This is a genomic window from Vibrio sp. 10N.222.54.E6 (assembly GCF_041473955.1).
GTDB classification, from domain to species: Bacteria; Pseudomonadota; Gammaproteobacteria; order Enterobacterales; family Vibrionaceae; genus Vibrio; species Vibrio tasmaniensis_A.
In genome coordinates this window covers 134,411-153,027 of record NZ_JBFRTD010000023.1, presented here as the reverse complement: position 1 = coordinate 153,027, position 18,617 = coordinate 134,411, and the positions used below count along the sequence as shown (strand labels likewise).

The following is an 18,617-nucleotide window of genomic DNA, read 5'->3' as shown; positions in this document are numbered from 1 at the left end:
GTGGTCAACACACCTCAATCAAAACTACCGTCATCTCCTAAAGCGACGAAGGAGCGTAATAGGAGATCTGCTCTTGTGTTGCACCCAATAAAAAAGGTTGATGCTTTCACATCAACCTTCTGATCTTTTTAATAACAACGACTAACCAAGCTCACAGTCTTTAGGACGCAACTGAAACTCATCAATTGAGCCAATCTCAACACCTGCCGACAACTTCTCTTCTTCATTATGAGCGTTGCCGTGCGCATGCATAATCAGACGATTCGCTGTACGAGGTTTTAGTTGGCTAACCACAAAGCGCATCATGTCTGAGCGAGTCAGACCTTTGAGCTCTTCTAACACGCGATCCCTCTGATTGAATTCCAAATCCTTATTGCCTATCGCAACCCATAAGCGTTGAGCACGACCACGCAAGGTGGTATCTGGCGTTGAAATTTGATTCCAAAGACCGCGTTTACTGCTGTGCCATTGATAGTCGTTAAGCTCTAGCAATACCATGTAAAAGGCATTGAGGAACTCGTCTATGGAAGCCAACAGATCTGCTGGGGCTGCATTAGGCGATTGCACATACAACACAATACCTGGGTGTCGGTTCAATGGCATATTACCAGTGCCGACCATATAGCCTAGCTGCTGCTTAGTACGAATCTCGTGGAAGAAAGTGGCTGACATCAAGTGGTTGGCCAATGAATACAGTGCAATATTTGTAGGTGATATATCTGAACATTGGTAGTAAACCACAATGGCTGAGTCATCTTGATTACAGACCACTTCGCGTTGGAAACTACCGTTATCACCCAGCATGATTAAAGGGCGCAGTGACTCTTCGTAAGCCTGATCTTGAACACGCAGGGCATCTTTTAGCGTTTCAGCCATCTTGTTCGCATCGGCTTTTTTCCAGTCACCATACACAAACATTTCGACATGCAGTTCGGCCAAAATAGCTTGAACAAAAGAAGAAAGTTCGTCGACTTCTATTGTTTCCAGCGCTTCAATTAAGACGGAATAGGGCGGGTTATTTGGCTGTAAGATTCCCGTCATCGCATTGAATAGCTGCGAGATAGGACGGTCTTGCGATGCGTTATTCCAGTTTCTGAGCAATTGATGCTTAATCGTTTCGAATCGTATTGAACTAAAGTCGCGTGCTTGGAAACGTTCAAGAATCATATTGAGCAGCTGTGGCTGTTTCTCGCTAAATCCAGATAGAGTAAGTGTGACACCACCTTGATGGGTATACATGTTGTAGCCCATGCCAGCAATCTCAGCTTGATACGTATCTTTTTCAAGCGAGTCTAAGAACATCTCTACACACAAGCGTGTTTTAACGATGTTTCTCGGGGTGGCAACTGAGTGTGGGCTATCTATAGCGATATACACCACACCTTTTGGAACTCGAAATTGATGGTCTTGGAGGTGCCATAACTTAAAGCCGTCCAGCTCTTCTAACAGTTGTGGGTGCTTAGCGTCACCTTCGAGCTCTGCAGGGTCTAAGTCGTAGCAAATAAATGGGTTTTTGCTTGGGAGCTCAAACTGCCAGCCGGGGTTAATGCATGTAAAGCATTGAACTTGCTCAGCGCTAAATGGTGTGAGCGAATAGGGCGTAAAGTACCATTTCGCTTCTCTGTCATATTCGAACCCTTGAGCAACAATGGTGACCCGCATGTTGTCGACGGTTAAGTAAGGAAGCAGAGAACGTTGTAACTCTTCGTCGAAATGCGACATTTTGTAATCGCCATACACTACATCTTGCTCTTGGTAATGCTGCATGTTGATAACGAGATGGCTGACGACATCAAGTGGTCTTGAGGGCTCTTGAAAGCGGAAGGCTGATTCCAAAACAGCCCGTTTTTCGAGGTAACGCCACTCTTCAATACCTTGTTGTTCAATCAACTTAATGTACTGGAACACCGCTTGGATGATGTTATCGGTTTTGGTTAAACCTTCGATGGTTAATGAGCAACTGACTGTGAAATCACGATAGTTACTGCCACTTGCGCCGCCACCTGCGGAGAGGGAAGTAATCCAGCCTTTCTCTTTGAGTTGCATCATCAAACTGCCTTCTCCTTCGTAACCGATAAGGTGTGCAAAGAACGATAATGGTTTAATACCGTAGTGTTCATCCATGCTTGGCATTGGGAAGGTTAAGATAAGTTTGCGCACTTCTTTGATCGGTTTAACGTGTACTTGTACCCCCGTGCTTAATTCGCCAACAATCGGTACTTCAACCTTCTTGCCTTGTAGTTGGTGGTTGGTAATCGAGCTAAAACGCTCCTCAACCCAACTTTGCATCTCGTCTAATGATTGATTACCAGACAGCGTCAGTGTCATTAAGTCTGAAGAGTACTGCTGCTGGTGGAAAGCCAAGATCTCTTGTCGAATCGTCTCGCCGTTTCGGTCACCCAACGTATCGATATTACCGACAGAAAACTTCGAGAATGGGTGACAGTGATTTACCAATTCTTTGGTCACTTGGTACAAGCGTCGCGAGTCGTCGTTGAGTTTCATTTTATACTCTGAATCAACGGCTTGGCGTTCTTTGTCTAAGGCTTCTTCGTTGAACAGGGGGGCGGTAAAAAATTGGCTGAAGCGATCGAGTGCATTTTCAAAGGCATTCAATTCAACATCAAAAAAGAAGCAGGTGTGTTCGGTTCCTGTCCAAGCGTTGTTGCTACCGCCATGCTGGCTGATAAAACTTTGGAACTCTCCGACCTTTGGATACTTTTCAGTTCCCAAAAATAGCATATGCTCTAAGTAGTGAGCTAAACCCTCTCGGTCTGTAGGGTCATCAAAATGCCCGACATTAACGGCGAGTGCGGCTGCAGCTTTTTGAGCGTTCTGATCGTGAACTAACAGTACTCTCAACCCGTTATCCAATGTTATGTAACGGTATTGATGTTCATCATTAGGGCTTAAATGCACAGATGCATCTCCAGAGCAGGTGGTTTTTAAATTATGTACGCGATGATTTAAGGTGCAAACCTCGCGATCATATTTTGGGATATGAAGTGCTTTTTGGCGACTTCTAAATCACTTTTATCGATTTTTATCAGTGATTTATTTTCTTTTAATAAGATTGTTAAGAAAGTCGAACTCTTTAGCAAGTGACTTGATATAATTATTTATATAGACTGCGGTTTCTCTAGTTTGAGAGCCAAACGCTAAGTAGCGTATCGCTGATATGGGATATATCGACTTTCGAAATGTTACGTAGACAGGACTGAACATGAAAATATTCATAATGCGCCACGGTGAAGCAGAACATTTTGCTAACTCGGATGCAGAACGTGCGTTAACGAAGCGCGGTAAAATGGCGTCTCTTGCGGTAGCTCAAGCTGCAAATGAGCAAGGGTTTAGCCAGTTCGATAAAGTGCTTGTGAGCCCATACTTGAGGGCACAAGAAACGTGGTTAGAAATCTCTCAAGCGTTTTCTGGAAAGAAAGTAGAAACCTGTGATGATATTACGCCTTACGGAATGTCTGACGATGTGTTTGATTTGACCATAGCAATGGCTGAAGTAGAAAAGCTAGAGACCATTTTATTTGTTTCTCATTTACCTCTAGTGGGCTATTTAACGGCTGAATTTGCGACGGGCATGGCGCCACCTATGTTCCCAACCTCAGGGCTCGCGTGTATTGAATTCGACCTTGAAAAACAAAAAGGCGAGTTGCTTTGGAACATTAATCCATAGCTGAGACCGTTTTCTCAAGATAAATTTAAGGGCACCTCATGATTATTGAGATGCCCTTTGTTGTTTCTAACGGATTATTTCGACCAAACGACAAGGTGCTGGACGTACTTTTTAGAATAAAGAGCAAGTCGATGGCTATTTATCTGGGATAGCAAGTAAAACCAGTAGCGCCCCATGGCCACCGAACTCTAAAGGTGCTTGGTGAAAAGCCATCACATCTGGGTGCTGTGCTAACCACAAAGGCACTTTCTGTTTAAGGATGTGTTTACCAATGCCGTGCTGTACACAGGCACAAGCTACGCTCTCTTTCACGCAGTGCGCAATCATAGCCCCAAGTTCACGTTTGGCTTCTTGTTGAGTCATACCGTGCATATCAAGATACACATCCGGTACATAGACACCACGACGTAAGCGCTTCACCTCATATTTAGAGACATCATCGCGCGCATAACGTGTAGGCCCCTCTTCGCTAAGATGTGGAATGAACTCATCCGAGAAATAAAACTCGCTGTCACTGGCTTGTCTTGCCGTTCGAGTAATTTCTTTTTGCTTGGCATTTCTTTTTGGCTGCTGGACTATGGTATCCTGTTGCAACTTTTTAACGCCCTTTACTGCATCGTTGAACAGGGCGAAATCGTCATCGAAGTCGGTGTCTTTTTTGCTCATCAGGTTATGAATTCTAATTAGAAACGTAATTAGCAGTATTGTAGCGCTTTTCGGAGACAATTTTGGATAAGATTTTTGTAGAAGAAGCGGTATCAGAACTACACACGCTTCAAGATGTGATTCGTTGGACTGTTAGTCGCTTTAACGCAGCGGGCCTATTTTATGGTCACGGCACTGATAACGCGTGGGATGAGGCGGTACAACTAATTTTACCTACTCTTTATCTACCGATTGATGTTCCTTCGCATGTGATGAACTCTCGTCTAACAAGTAGCGAACGTCTGCGTATTGTTGAGCGCGTAATCAAGCGTATCAATGAGCGTACACCAACGGCTTACTTAACTAATAAAGCTTGGTTCTGTGGCCTTGAGTTCTTCGTTGATGAGCGCGTTCTTGTGCCTCGCTCTCCAATTGGTGAGCTGATCGAAGCTCAATTCCAACCTTGGTTAATTGAAGAGCCAACTCGCATCATGGATATGTGTACGGGTAGTGGTTGTATTGCTATTGCTTGTGCTCATGCATTCCCTGACGCAGAAGTAGATGCGATTGATATCTCTACAGACGCACTGCAAGTTGCAGAGCAGAACGTTCAAGATCACGGCATGGAGCAGCAAGTGTTCCCAATCCGTTCAGATCTTTTCCGTGACTTGCCAAAAGAGAAATACAACCTGATCGTATCGAACCCACCTTACGTGGACGAAGAAGATATGAACAGCCTGCCAGATGAGTTTACTCACGAGCCAGAACTTGGCCTAGCAGCGGGAACTGACGGACTTAAATTGGTTCGCCGTATCTTGGCAAACGCACCAGACTACCTAACTGATGATGGTATTCTGATCTGTGAAGTGGGCAACTCAATGGTTCACATGATGGATCAGTACCCAGAGATTCCATTCACTTGGATTGAATTCTCTAACGGTGGTCATGGCGTATTCATGATCACTCGTGAGCAGCTTGTTGCTTGCGCGGATGAGTTCTCTATCTACAAAGACTAGGTTACTGTTAGTCGTTAGCTTAGGGATTTGGCTTAGAGATTTAGCTTAGAGATTAGGCTGGAAACTTAAGGTTAGAACCTGATAAGACGTTCTATTTGAAACGTTTGAATTTAAACGCCATGCAGTAATGCATGGCGTTTTTTATTGCCGAAATTTAATGGATAAGTAAGCAACACAGAGTGAACTTGCTCAATATTTAGTTGCTTAATATGAATAGCTATCACATATTGGTGCTCAATATTTAGTCGTTTTAGTGAGTTAAGGAGAATTCGCGATGACCTTTGATACATGGATTTATTATTTGCTAGCGGTGTTGATCTTAACGGCATCACCAGGGCCAAGCTCTTTGTTGTGCATGACTAAGGGGGTGCAATCTGGCTTTAAGTTATCGATATTTACCGCCTTGGGTAGCGTGACTGCCATTACCGGAATCCTTACGTTATCTTTTACCGGTTTAGGGGTGATCATTGCTTCGTCAGAAGTGGTGTTTAATATCATTAAGTGGACGGGGGCTGCTTACCTTATTTATCTCGGTTGGAAGTCGTTACGATCGAGTCAGCAAGATTACGACAAGTTATCGAATCAACAAGCAGGCTCTCAACCAGTTAAAGAAAGCGCTGCACAGCATTATGTCAGTGGCTTTATTGTTGGTGCGAGTAACCCAAAAGCTATCCTGTTTTTTACCGCACTTTTTCCTCAGTTTATTGACCCATCGATAGCGCTATTTCCTCAATTTTTGGTGTTCGCTTTGACCTTCGTTGTGATGGAATTGTCTTGGTTACTGGTTTATGCCTACCTAGGTGCGAAATCATCAAATTGGTTGTTTGCTAAAGGTAGAGCCAAGGTTTTTAATCGTGTGACTGGTGGTGTCTTTATCGGTGCTGGGGCGCTGCTTTCTACTACAAGCAGAGCGTAATTTTCAATTTATTAAAGGCCTGAATAGTTACAGAAAATTATTCAGGCTGTAATAAAAGGTTAATATTAATGTGCTTGCTGATATCGGCATAAAGTCGATATATTGGTGTTACACCATCACATTCTCAGGAGAGATATATGCAGCATCAAGAAATGATTCAACACAGTAATTTTGGCGTAATCAGTCGTACTTGGATTTTCTCTACCCTTTCTCTTCTGGGTATTCTTGCTCTAATGTAGTCAGCTTCATGGCTCTATATTTTCAGTTTTATTATGAATATACTTTTCAAAAAGTCTTCAAAGTTAGAACTCTTACACTCGTAAATGTGGCTTTTCTCATCAGGCTAGCCACTTAACCTTCCTCTCAGTAACCTTTTCTCTGAATAATCTCTTTGTCTGATTAACCCCCTTTATCTCAATAGACTCACTGCATAACCTGATCTGAAGTTGTTATCAAACTGTGATAATCTTAAGTTATCTTTTATCTACAGTGTATCTCTCATGTCTGTCTGGGATTCTATTTCATTTAACAATCGATTTACTGCATTACCTCGATTGTTCTATACCCCAATTCAACCTACACCGCTCAGCAATGTTCAATGGCTCGCATGGAACCATAACCTTGCGAATGAACTAGGCTTTCCGTCATTTGAATGCACTTCCGAGGAGTTGCTTGAGACGTTATCAGGCAATGTTGAACCTGAGCAATTTTCGCCAGTAGCAATGAAATACGCAGGCCACCAGTTTGGCTCTTATAACCCTGATTTAGGTGATGGAAGAGGGCTGTTATTAGCTCAAGTTGTCGCGAAAAGTGGTGAAACGTTCGACTTACACCTTAAAGGTGCGGGTAAAACTCCCTATTCTCGTATGGGCGATGGTCGTGCTGTTATTCGATCAACGGTTCGTGAGTATCTATGTAGCGAAGCGATGGCGGGGCTTAATATCCCAACTACTCGCGCATTGGCGATGATGACTAGCGACACACCCGTTTATCGAGAGAAGCAAGAGTGGGGCGCATTGCTGGTGCGTGCTGCTGAGTCACACATCCGTTTCGGTCACTTTGAACATCTGTTTTATACCAATCAGTTGGCAGAACATAAATTATTGGCCGATAAAGTCATCGAATGGCACTTCCCGGAATGCCTCGATGACGACAAACCCTACGCTGCTATGTTTAATCAGGTTGTTGATCGCACTGCGGAAATGGTCGCGCTGTGGCAAGCGAATGGTTTTGCTCATGGGGTGATGAACACCGATAACATGTCGATCATAGGGCAAACCTTCGATTATGGCCCGTTCGCCTTCTTAGATGAATATGACCCTCGCTTGATCTGTAATCACTCGGATTACCAAGGTCGTTATGCTTTCAATCAACAGCCTAGAATTGGATTGTGGAACCTATCGGCACTGGCGCACTCACTTTCGCCGCTGGTGGATAAAGCCGAACTTGAGGGTGCGTTAGAACAGTACGAGCCACAAATGAATGGCTATTTCAGTCAGATGATGCGTCGTAAGTTGGGGCTGCTTTCGAAACAAGAAGGTGACAGCCGTTTGTTTGAATCTATGTTTGAGTTGATGTCGCAAAACAAAGTCGACTACCCAAGATTCTTTAGAACGTTGTCGAACCTAGATACATTGCTGCCGCAAGACGTGATTGATTTGGTTATCGACCGCGAGGCCGCAAAGCTATGGGTGGATAACTACTTGCAACGCTGCGAATTAGAAGACAGTTCAGTGGCAGATCGCTGTGAAAAGATGAGACAGGTGAACCCTAAATACATCCTCAGAAATTACCTAGCCCAGCTTGCGATAGATAAAGCTGAGCGCGGTGATAGCAGCGATATTGATGCACTAATGGTGGTGCTGGCAGACCCTTATGCGGAACATCCTGACTACGAACATCTTGCTGCCTTGCCGCCTGAGTGGGGCAAAGCAATGGAAATCAGCTGTTCCTCTTAACCTCCTATGATTCTTTGAGTCGCTAAGTACAGGTAGAGGTCACTAAGATGTGATCTTTATCTGTTTGTTCGTCTAACTTTACAAACATGTTAATAATCAAATAATCGGCCAGCCTATACACTATGTGAATAAGTTGTAAATTTAATAGGTTTGGGCGATGCCAACAAATACTCGAATTCTCGTGGTGGATGATGATCAAGAAATCTGCGAGCTGCTGGAAGAGTACCTCACAAAATCAGGTTTCGATGTCTCTTCTGTGGGAGACGGTGTTGAATTAGAAAACCACCTGCAAAACCAAGGTTATCCCGACCTGATTCTGCTCGATGTGATGCTCCCCGGTGACGACGGTTTTACCTTGTGTCAGCGAGTACGAAAGCAATCCAATGTGCCTATCATTATGCTGACAGCGGTATCGGATGAAACCGATCAGATTATCGGCTTAGAAATTGGTGCAGATGATTACATCGCGAAGCCGTTTAGTCCTCGTCAGTTAATGGCTCGAATCAAAGCGCTATTACGCCGTGTACAAGTGGTGGACGACAAGCCAAGTGATGCATTGCCAAAGCAGATTATTTTTGGTGATTGGACGCTCGATACGCTCGCGCACCGAATCTATCACAACGAAAACTCAGAAGAGATGGACTTGTCGGGCAGTGACTTTTCTTTGTTGATGTTGTTCTTAACTCGTCCTAACGAAGTTCTCGACCGTGACACCATCTCTTTCGCTACCAGAGGCCGTGAAGCGCTGCCTTTTGAACGTGGCATTGACGTACAGCTTAGCCGCCTGAGAAGCCGATTGGGCGACAGTGGTAAATATCCTCACTACATCAAAACCATGCGCGGTAATGGCTACATTCTTGCTGTGCCGGTTCAGTATGAACATTGATAATCAAGTGCTGTTAATGAACACCTTGCCAATGAAGTATTTCCTATGAACTGGTTGAGTCGATTAAAACCAAACTCTTTGGTCGCAAGAACCTTATTGTTGACGTTGTTAGCCGTTGTGATTGCTCAAGGCATCGCAACGTCTATATGGTATAGCGAATCAAAACACAAAGAGCTGGAAGGAATTCGTTCTGCCTCGTCGAGCATGGCGAACATGTTTGCTTCAACGGTGACTTTTTTCCAATCTCTACCCGTTAAATATCGTCATATCGTGCTGGATCAAATACGGAATATGGGCGGTACGCGCTTCTTCGTTTCTTTCAATAAAGAGGCTTTGATTGTCGAACCGATCCCCGATACCCGTTTAAAAACAGCCTCGATTGAAGCGATAGAAAGTGTTTTGAGTAGCAAACTCAATAAAGTGGCGTCAGTGCGGGTAGATTTTTCTCGACCTGAACACCTTCGCTTGCTTAAAAACGACATCTACTTAAGCGATCTCCCGCGATCTTGGGCACATCATACTTTAACGTTAGAACCGCTGAATCCACCCATTCTGGTTGTACAAATCGAATTGACCAGTCACGAATGGGTATACATTGCGGCATTGTTGCCTGCTCCATATGTGAAACTCGACGATACGATTCTTGGCAGAGAGCAGGTGATCTTCTTAGTTTCTTCAACGCTTATTCTGCTGGTTCTAACTTACTTGATGATTCGTCGCCAAGTGCGTCCTCTGAAAAAGTTAGCAAGGGCGGCCAATGAGATGAGTATGGATATTCAGCAGCCTCCGCTAAACGAAGAAGGGGCGACTGAACTGGTCACCGCAACCCGAGCCTTTAATCGCATGCAGCAACGGATTCGTCGCTATGTTGCCGACCGAGAGCACCTTTTTTCTGCGATCTCCCATGACTTAAAGACACCAATAACACGTCTAAGATTGCGTGCAGAGTTGTTGGAGAGTGAAGTAAAGAAAGACAAATTTAATAAAGATCTCGATGAGCTTGAGATGATGGTTAAAGGTGCTTTGCAAGCAGTAAGAGACACCGATCTACACGAGAACAATGCCATTATTGACCTCAACGAAATGGTACTTTCTGTTATTGAATCTCATAACCAGTATCAGAAAAAAGTTGAGTTTGAGCCGGTCGTCATTGAGCCACTGGTCGCGAAACCACTGGCGATTAAGCGTGTACTGACCAACTTAATTGACAACGCGGTTAAGTATGGTTCATCAGCTGTCGTGGAAGTTAGTGGTGATGAGCTTTGGGTTGTCGTGACTATTCAAGACCGTGGGAATGGCATTCCTGAAGACAAGTTAGAGATGGTTTTTGAACCCTATTTTAGGCTAGCAACGGATGATCAAGGACACGGACTTGGCCTCGGGATCTGCCGAAATATCCTGCACGGACACGGTGGAGATCTCATTATTCGCAACTCCTCTCAAGGTGGCTTGGAAGTCAAAGTCTATATCCCAACAGGCTTAGAAGTGTAGTGTAACAATCTTGTTACATTGGGCTTACCTTTTGTTTCAATCTTACCAGTCAGAATAAGTAGACTCTTTAATGAACCGGACGTCGAGTCCGCTAAACATGGAAGATAATAATGAAAATCAATAAAACCCTACTTACTCTATCTCTTCTTGCTGCCTCAACATTTTCTCAAGCTGGTGAAGTGGAAGTGCTCCACTGGTGGACTGCCGGTGGCGAAGCGAAATCCGCTGCCGTACTGAAAGAGATGATTGAACAACAAGGCCATACTTGGAAAGACTTCGCAGTTGCTGGTGGCGGCGGTGAAAGTGCGATGACTGTTTTGAAAACGCGAGCAGTATCGGGCAATCCACCTTCTGCAGCGCAGATTAAAGGTCATGATATTCAGGAGTGGGGTGGTTTAGGTTTTCTAACGTCTCTCGATGCGACTGCTAAACAAGAACAATGGGATGAACTACTACCAGAAGTAGTGACTAAAGTGATGAAGTGGGATGGTGAATATGTGGCAGTTCCTGTCAACGTTCACCGTGTTAACTGGCTTTGGGCAAACCCTGTTGTTTTAGAAAAATCGGGTGTGACAGTTCCAACGACATTAGATGAGTTCTTTGTTGCTGCAGACAAGATTAAAGCGGCTGGCTTCATTCCATTAGCTCACGGTGGTCAGCCTTGGCAAGACGCGACCGTATTCGAAGCCGTGGCACTTGATGTACTAGGCAGTGAAGACTACAACAAAGCGTTCGTTGATCTTGATATGGACGTATTATCTGGCGACAAAATGGTGGAAGTGTTCACCAAGTTCAAAAAGATGCGTGATTACATCGACAGCAACTCTCCTGGTCGTGATTGGAATGTAGCAACCTCAATGGTTATCAATGGTGAAGCAGCGATGCAGATCATGGGTGACTGGGCGAAAGGTGAATTTACTGCGGCAGGCAAAGTGCCGGGTAAAGATTACATCTGTGCACCAGCTCCAGGTACTGCCGGCCAATTTACTTTCAATATCGATAGCTTTGCGTTCTTTGAGTTAAGCGACCAAGAGAACCAAAAAGCGCAGCAAGACCTAGCGAAAACCATTCTTACCAAAGATTTCCAAGAAGTCTTCAACCTTAACAAAGGTTCTATCCCTGTACGTCTAGATATGGACATGTCTAAATTCGACCAATGTGCGTTGGATTCAATGGCTACTTTCAAAGCGAGTGCTGAATCGGGCGATCTTGTTCCGAGTATGGCTCACGGCCTAGCGACAACAAGCTATGCTCAAGGCGCTATCTATGACGTAGTGACCAACTTCTTCAACGAGAAAGATGCCGATCCTAAACAAGCGGCAGCTAAGTTAGCAAAAGCAGTGAAAGCGGCTATCTAATCTAACTTGATAAGTGACACACAACGCACGTGAGTGACGGGCTGTGTTGCTTTATCGAACCCCCAGGGTGGGTAGGCTCGTAGGGAGCCTATCTGCTCTTCACTCCCAATTCTGATATGCGTGATGCTGATGTGGTGCCGAAAGGTAAGCCATTGGCTCGATTGTGCAACAAGGATAAGTTATGGAGCATGTTTTGACTGAGTCGACTCCAAAACCCACAAGGAGCCAGCCTGCACCGAAACCGAGTTTTGCTGACAGGTTGCAACATTGGTTACCTAAAATTGTACTGGCGCCGACTGCGTTAGTGACCGTGGTGTGTATCTACGGCTACATATTTTGGACGGCAGCGTTGTCGTTCACCAACTCTCGATTTCTGCCGAGCTTTAATTTCGTTGGTTTAACCCAATATGAAAAGCTGATGGATAACGATCGCTGGATTACCTCAATCACCAACCTCGGTGTGTTTGGTTTTCTATTTATGGCGATTGCCATCTTGCTTGGTGTTGGTTTAGCGGTATTGCTTGACCAGAACATCCGTCAAGAAGGGGCGATTCGTACCATCTATCTCTACCCAATGGCGTTGTCATTCATTGTGACGGGTACGGCGTGGAAATGGATTCTTAATCCGGGTCTTGGCATTGAAAAACTGATGCAAGATTGGGGATTTACTGACTTCAAATTTGACTGGCTAGTCGACTCCGAAATGTCGGTGTATACCTTGGTTATCGCAGCACTTTGGCAGTCTTCAGGGTTTGTGATGGCGATGTTCTTAGCAGGTCTGCGTGGCATCGATTCTTCAATCATCAAAGCGGCGCAAATTGATGGGGCAAGCTTACCTACCATCTATCTCAAAATCATTCTGCCTTGTTTGCGCCCTGTGGTCTTCAGTGCGGTGATCATTACTTCTCACATTGCGATTAAGAGCTTCGACCTTGTGACGGCAATGACAGCGGGTGGCCCCGGTTATTCATCGGATCTTCCTGCGCTATTCATGTACGCACACTCTTTTACTCGCGGACAAATTGGCCTTGGTGCTGCCAGTGCCATGATGATGCTTGCCGGTATCTTAGCGATTCTCGTGCCTTATCTTTACTCTGAACTTAGGGAGAAAAAGTCATGATGAATAACATCAATTTTGCTCGAATCTTTATTTATTCAGCACTGCTTTTCTTCTGTTTAGTGTATCTAATGCCATTGTTCGTGATGGCGCTGACGTCATTCAAAACTCTGCCTGACATCAAAGCGGGTAACTTAATGAGCTTGCCGAAAGAGTGGGTGTTCGATGCTTGGTATAAAGCGTGGGATACCGCCTGTACGGGCGTGAAATGTGAAGGTATTAAAGGTTACTTCTGGAACTCGTTCCAAATGGTGATTCCTGCGGTTGCGATCTCAACATTGCTCGGTGCATTCAATGGTTATGTCGTGACGAAATGGCAATTTAGAGGTTCAAACCTGTTCTTTAGCTTGTTGTTGTTTGGTTGCTTCATCCCATTCCAAGTGGTGTTGCTGCCAATGGCAACCATGCTTGGCAAGATGGGTTTAGCAAACACAACCATCGGTTTGGTGATTGTGCACGTTATCTACGGCATGGCGTTTACGACTCTATTTTTCCGTAACTTCTACATCTCGATTCCTGATGAATTGATCAAAGCAGCAAAACTGGATGGCGCAGGCTTCTTTACCATTTTCTTTAAGATCTTATTACCGATCTCTACACCTATCATCATGGTGACAGTGATCTGGCAGTTCACCGCAATCTGGAACGATTTCTTATTCGGGGTGGTGTATTCGGGCTCAGAGACACAGCCGATTACCGTGGCATTAAACAACCTAGTCAACACCAGCACAGGCGTTAAAGAATATAACGTCGATATGGCTGCCGCGATCATCGCTGCCTTGCCAACGCTGTTGGTGTACGTCTTCGCAGGAAAATATTTTGTTCGTGGCCTAACGGCAGGATCAGTAAAAGGATAATTACCCATGGCAACATTAGATTTAAAACAGATCCGTAAAACCTATCGCAACGCGGACAACGAAACGTTAAAGGGCATCGACATTAGTATCGATTCGGGGGAATTTTTGATACTTGTCGGCCCTTCGGGGTGTGGGAAATCCACCTTGATGAACACCATCGCTGGGCTAGAGAATATTAGCTCGGGTGAGATTGTAATTGATGGCATAGACGTGGCGCAGGTTGAACCTAAAGATCGCGATATCGCGATGGTATTCCAGTCGTACGCCTTGTATCCAAACATGACGGTGCGTGGCAATATCGCTTTCGGTTTGAAGATTCGCAAGATGCCGCAGCAAGAGATTGATGCTGAAGTAAATCGAGTGGCAGAAATGCTGCAAATCGAACAGTTGCTTGATCGTAAACCGTCGCAACTTTCTGGTGGTCAGCGTCAACGTGTCGCGATGGGACGCGCTCTAGCTCGTCGTCCTAAGCTGTATCTGTTTGATGAGCCGCTTTCTAACTTGGATGCCAAGCTGCGTGTTGAGATGCGCCATCAGATTAAACGTCTGCACCAGAAGCTGAATACCACGATTGTTTATGTAACCCATGATCAAATCGAAGCGATGACTCTGGCGGATCGCATCGCAGTAATGAAAGACGGTGAACTGCAGCAGTTAGGCACACCGCAAGAGATCTATACCAAGCCAAACAATATGTTCGTAGCGGGCTTTATGGGCTCACCATCAATGAACTTCATTAAGACCATGGTGGATTTGGACGACGATCAGAATCCGATCATCAAAGTAACTGGCACGGCGGAGCAAGAACACCACATTCGATTGCCTCAGAGTATGCGTGACCAAGATGGCAAAGAGTTGGTGATTGGGTTGCGTCCAGAACACATCACTGAGCAAGAAGGTGATGATGTGTCGGCAACTACAAAGCTAGATCTGCAATTGGAAGTGTTGGAGCCAACAGGGCCAGATACCATCGCAATGGTTAAAGTGAACGACCAAGAAGTCGCGTGTCGTTTGTCACCAGAGTTTGAAGTGTCGGTTGGGCAAATGGCACCGCTTCATTTTGACTTATCAAAGGCGGTATTCTTCGATGCTCAGACTGAAGCGAGAATCGACTTCTAACTTCTAACTTCTAGTTATTGAGTTAGTTTAACAATCAAAGTTCATGTCTAAATCAAAGGCAGTATCACCAACTACTAATAAGTAAGGTGATGCTGCCTTTTTCGTTGGCTATACTTGCTTTTTATCCCTTATAAAAACAGAGGGATAAACGATATATATGCTTCTACTGCAATAATATCGTGATTTAGTATCCCTTAGCTCTATAAAGCTGACGTAGAAACGCGTAGGATCACACTACTTTAGACCAGAAACTAGGCTGCACCTTGGTGCATAAACAGAAGAATACATGAAACTAACAGCAAAACCAGCGGCGAATAACGCTTTACTTATTTCTATTACGACACCGGATTTTAAAGGTGACGAAGCAAAAGAGTCTCTTGCCGAACTTGCTCGCTTAGTGACAACCCTAGGGTTTAAAGTCGTCGGTACGCAATCGCAACACCACAGTTCATCTCAAAGACAGAATGTGCTGGGTGCCGGTAAGCTTGCTGAAATTGCACACCTAACTGGTTATCAAGGCTCTATTGAAGAAGCAGAAGATGAAGATTTTATTGATGAGTCGTTTGATTTTAGTTCTGAAATCGATGAGCTAGATTTTGATGATCTTCCAACGGGCAACTTCCAATACGGTGCCGCTGATGTTGTGGTATTTGACTGTGATTTAAGTCCATCTCAAATGCGTACTGTTGAGGCGAGTTTGGGTGTGGAAGTATTTGACCGTACTGGCATCATCATCGAAATCTTCAGCCGCCACGCTCGTACTCGTACTGCTCGTCTGCAAGTTGATATCGCTCGTCTAAACTACTTAGTGCCACGACTTCGTGAAACGGCTGAGGGCGATAAAGAACGCCAAATGGGTCAGGGCGCCGGTGAAACTTCACTAGAGCTAGACCGTCGTAACGTACGTGACCAAATTGCTGCGCTTAAGCGTGAGCTAGTAAGCGTACAAGATGAAATGAAGACCCGACGCACAAGGCGCGCGGAGCTTTTCACTGTTGCTTTAGTTGGCTACACCAATGCCGGTAAGTCTTCGATGATGCGTGCAATGACCGCAACCGAAGTGGTCGGTGAAGATAAACTGTTCGCAACGCTAGATACGACGGTTCGTGCGCTTCAGCCGATTACTCAACCGCGTATTCTGGTTTCAGATACAGTGGGTTTCATCAAGAAATTGCCACACGATCTGGTTGCATCATTCCACTCAACGCTAGCAGAAGCGCATGATGCTTCATTGCTGCTTTATGTGGTTGATGCTTCTGACGTTTCATTCCGCGCACAACTTGATGTGGTACACGACGTATTAGCTCAAGTGGGTGTAGAAGGCAGCGAGAAACTATTAGTTCTGAATAAGTGCGATAGATTGACTGAAGAGCAGCAATTAGAGCTGATCGAAGAATTCCCAGATGCGATGCTAACGTCGACTCGAGATCCGCTAGATATCACGAAACTGCACAAGTACATCGTTGGTGTTGCTGAAGAAGGCATGATCGAAGAAGAGATCACCATCCCTTATTCAGGACAAGGCATCATCGGAGAGATTCGCTCAAACATGAGTGTGGTTAAAGAAGAGTACGATTACGAGTGCATTAAGTTGACCGTTCGCTCTAGTGAAATTGACTTAGCTCGACTGAAAAAGCGTATGCAGAATTCTTAATATTTTATAGCGTTTAGACACAAGTTAAAATACCAAAAAAGAGAGCCTAGGCTCTCTTTTTTATTGAATCGTGATAAGCACCGCTCGAGCTCTGCTTATCGGTCTTCTTCTGGAAGTTTGACGTTCAGCTCTAATACTGAGATGTCGTCATCTTTGTGTTCGAAAGTCAGATCAACCATTGATGGATCGACGTCAACGTACTTCGCAATACACTTCAAGATGTCTTCTTTTAGTTGCGGCAGATAAGACGGCGCTGGGTCGTCATGGCTGCGTCGCTCGGCAACAATGATCTGCAAACGCTCTTTAGCTAGGTTTGCGGTTGTCTTTTTTTGTGGTCTAAAAAACTCTAGTAATGACATTGCGAATTAGCCCCCGAACAGTCTTTTGAAGATGCCTTTCTTCTGTTCCGTTAAGAAACGGAAGTCCACTTGGCTACCCAGTAGTCGTTCTACAGTATCATTGTAAGCCATACCTGCATCGGTTGCTTCGTCAAAAATAACTGGAACACCTTTGTTCGACGCGTTCAGTACTGCTTGGCTCTCTGGGATGACACCCAGTAGAGAGATGTGAAGAATCTCTTCAACGTCTTCAACACTTAGCATCTCACCTTGAGTTACACGTGCTGGGTTGTAGCGAGTCAGTAAAAGGTGCGTTTTCACTGGTTCTAAGCCATCTTCTGAGCGACGAGATTTAGAATCAAGAATACCGAGAATACGGTCTGAATCGCGTACAGAAGAAACTTCTGGGTTAGTCGTAACAATCGCTTCATCAGCAAAGTAAAGCGCCATCAGAGCGCCTTGCTCGATACCTGCAGGAGAATCACAGATGATGAAATCAAAGCCCATTTCATCTAGTTCATCAAATACACGACGAACACCATCTTTTGTTAGTGCATCTTTATCACGAGTTTGAGAAGCCGGAAGAATGAATAGATTCTCTGTGCGCTTGTCTTTGATCATCGCTTGGTTCAGTGTCGCTTCGCCATTGATAACGTTAACGAAGTCGTACACAACACGACGCTCACAACCCATGATTAAATCTAGGTTACGCAGACCGATATCAAAGTCGATAACTGCGGTTTTCTTCCCTTTTAAAGCTAAGCCTGAGGCAATAGCTGCACTGGAGGTCGTTTTGCCTACCCCGCCTTTACCTGACGTTACAACGATAATGCGTGCCATTTTGTTTTCCTTTTTATTTCTCTTATATTGCGAGGACATCAACGTGTAATACATCGTTTGCCATACTGAACATGGTTTTCTTCTGCCAGTACTCGCTTTCAATTTGATCGCTGAGCCAGTAATTTCCAGCAATGGAAACCAGCTCGGCTTGTAAATCATTACAAATTATTTTTGCTTCAGTTTGACCACTCGCGCCTGCAATCGCACGACCGCGTAAAGTACCATGGATATGGATGCTGCCATCGGCTATGACTTCTGCGCCAGCACTCACATGGCTGAGGATCAATAGATCGCCATCTTTTGCATACACTTGCTGACCAGAACGAATAGGCGTTCTCACCACTTTTATCGGAGCCATCTTCGCTGGAGCTTGAGAAGGCGATTTACTGGCTGTCATCACTGCAAAACCAGCTTCTTTCGCTAGGTTCTGCATACGTTTATCCGAACAACCAGCCACACCTACTGGGATCATGCCCGCTTGAGATATACCCTCTTTCAGTTGCACAAAATCGATATCACCCGCGACTTTGCTAATATTGATAACAACAGGCGCAGCAGCGAAAAAAGTGGGAGCTTGGTTTACTTTTTCTTGAAGAAAAGACACCGCATTTTCGACTTGATCATCGGATAAGTGCAAAACAGATAGCGTAAAACTGCTACCTTTTAGATCTGGATTACTAGACATCGAAAACTACAGGACCTCAATAGCGGATTGGTACAATTTCTTTATCAAT

Annotated in this window: 16 protein-coding genes; 11 read left to right on the top strand and 5 right to left on the bottom strand. The window is 44.8% G+C overall.

Annotated elements, in window-relative coordinates; translation table 11 throughout:
* Positions 1-141: 141 nt before the first annotated feature.
* Positions 142-2,919: an insulinase family protein gene (locus tag AB4513_RS14340; protein ID WP_009848512.1), complete on the bottom strand. Its 2,778-nt coding sequence runs from the start codon at positions 2,917-2,919 to the stop codon at positions 142-144.
* A 304-nt stretch (positions 2,920-3,223) separates the two neighbouring features.
* Between AB4513_RS14340 and sixA the strand changes: the two genes are divergently transcribed.
* Positions 3,224-3,688, top strand: coding sequence for a phosphohistidine phosphatase SixA (gene sixA / locus AB4513_RS14335; protein ID WP_012603460.1), 465 nt, complete (start codon positions 3,224-3,226; stop codon positions 3,686-3,688).
* A 135-nt stretch (positions 3,689-3,823) separates the two neighbouring features.
* Here the strand turns inward: sixA and smrB are convergent, their stop codons facing one another.
* Positions 3,824-4,354, bottom strand: coding sequence for an endonuclease SmrB (gene smrB / locus AB4513_RS14330; protein ID WP_009848510.1), 531 nt, complete (start codon positions 4,352-4,354; stop codon positions 3,824-3,826).
* A 62-nt stretch (positions 4,355-4,416) separates the two neighbouring features.
* Here smrB and prmB point away from each other — a divergent pair, with 62 nt between their 5' ends.
* The 10 genes from prmB (at position 4,417) to hflX (ending at position 16,705) form a co-directional block, all read left to right on the top strand.
* On the top strand, positions 4,417-5,349 hold the full coding sequence (prmB, locus tag AB4513_RS14325; RefSeq protein ID WP_009848509.1) for a 50S ribosomal protein L3 N(5)-glutamine methyltransferase: 933 nt from the start codon (positions 4,417-4,419) through the stop codon (positions 5,347-5,349).
* Positions 5,350-5,623: 274 nt separating this feature from the next.
* Positions 5,624-6,265 (top strand): LysE family translocator, encoded by a 642-nt coding sequence (locus AB4513_RS14320; RefSeq protein ID WP_009848508.1) that lies wholly within the window; start codon positions 5,624-5,626, stop codon positions 6,263-6,265.
* Between the two features lie 500 nt (positions 6,266-6,765).
* A complete protein-coding gene (locus tag AB4513_RS14315; protein WP_009848507.1) occupies positions 6,766-8,223 on the top strand; it encodes a protein adenylyltransferase SelO in 1,458 nt (485 codons plus the stop codon).
* A 157-nt stretch (positions 8,224-8,380) separates the two neighbouring features.
* The gene (locus AB4513_RS14310) at positions 8,381-9,109 is read left to right on the top strand and encodes a response regulator (RefSeq protein WP_009848506.1); all 729 of its coding nucleotides are present in this window, start codon (positions 8,381-8,383) and stop codon (positions 9,107-9,109) included.
* 45 nt (positions 9,110-9,154) lie between these two features.
* A complete protein-coding gene (locus AB4513_RS14305) occupies positions 9,155-10,600 on the top strand; it encodes an ATP-binding protein (RefSeq protein WP_009848505.1) in 1,446 nt (481 codons plus the stop codon).
* A gap of 110 nt (positions 10,601-10,710) precedes the next feature.
* Positions 10,711-11,958 (top strand): ABC transporter substrate-binding protein, encoded by a 1,248-nt coding sequence (locus tag AB4513_RS14300; protein ID WP_009848504.1) that lies wholly within the window; start codon positions 10,711-10,713, stop codon positions 11,956-11,958.
* A gap of 181 nt (positions 11,959-12,139) precedes the next feature.
* The gene (locus tag AB4513_RS14295; protein ID WP_009848503.1) at positions 12,140-13,078 is read left to right on the top strand and encodes a carbohydrate ABC transporter permease; all 939 of its coding nucleotides are present in this window, start codon (positions 12,140-12,142) and stop codon (positions 13,076-13,078) included.
* The gene (locus tag AB4513_RS14290; protein ID WP_009848502.1) at positions 13,075-13,932 is read left to right on the top strand and encodes a carbohydrate ABC transporter permease; all 858 of its coding nucleotides are present in this window, start codon (positions 13,075-13,077) and stop codon (positions 13,930-13,932) included. Before AB4513_RS14295 ends, AB4513_RS14290 begins: the two co-directional genes overlap by 4 nt.
* Before the next feature lie 6 nt (positions 13,933-13,938).
* Positions 13,939-15,051 (top strand): ABC transporter ATP-binding protein, encoded by a 1,113-nt coding sequence (locus AB4513_RS14285; RefSeq protein ID WP_009848501.1) that lies wholly within the window; start codon positions 13,939-13,941, stop codon positions 15,049-15,051.
* A 286-nt stretch (positions 15,052-15,337) separates the two neighbouring features.
* Complete coding sequence (gene hflX / locus AB4513_RS14280; protein WP_009848500.1) at positions 15,338-16,705, top strand: GTPase HflX; 1,368 nt, start codon at positions 15,338-15,340, stop codon at positions 16,703-16,705.
* A 95-nt stretch (positions 16,706-16,800) separates the two neighbouring features.
* Here the strand turns inward: hflX and minE are convergent, their stop codons facing one another.
* Genes minE through minC form a run of 3 tightly spaced genes read right to left on the bottom strand, consistent with a single transcriptional unit; the run spans position 16,801 to position 18,568 of the window.
* Positions 16,801-17,064, bottom strand: coding sequence for a cell division topological specificity factor MinE (gene minE / locus AB4513_RS14275; RefSeq protein WP_009848499.1), 264 nt, complete (start codon positions 17,062-17,064; stop codon positions 16,801-16,803).
* 6 nt (positions 17,065-17,070) lie between these two features.
* A complete protein-coding gene (gene minD / locus AB4513_RS14270; protein ID WP_009848498.1) occupies positions 17,071-17,883 on the bottom strand; it encodes a septum site-determining protein MinD in 813 nt (270 codons plus the stop codon).
* Between the two features lie 22 nt (positions 17,884-17,905).
* Positions 17,906-18,568, bottom strand: a complete 663-nt coding sequence (minC, locus tag AB4513_RS14265; protein ID WP_009848497.1) for a septum site-determining protein MinC — start codon at positions 18,566-18,568, stop codon at positions 17,906-17,908.
* Between the last annotated feature and the right edge of the window lie 49 nt (positions 18,569-18,617).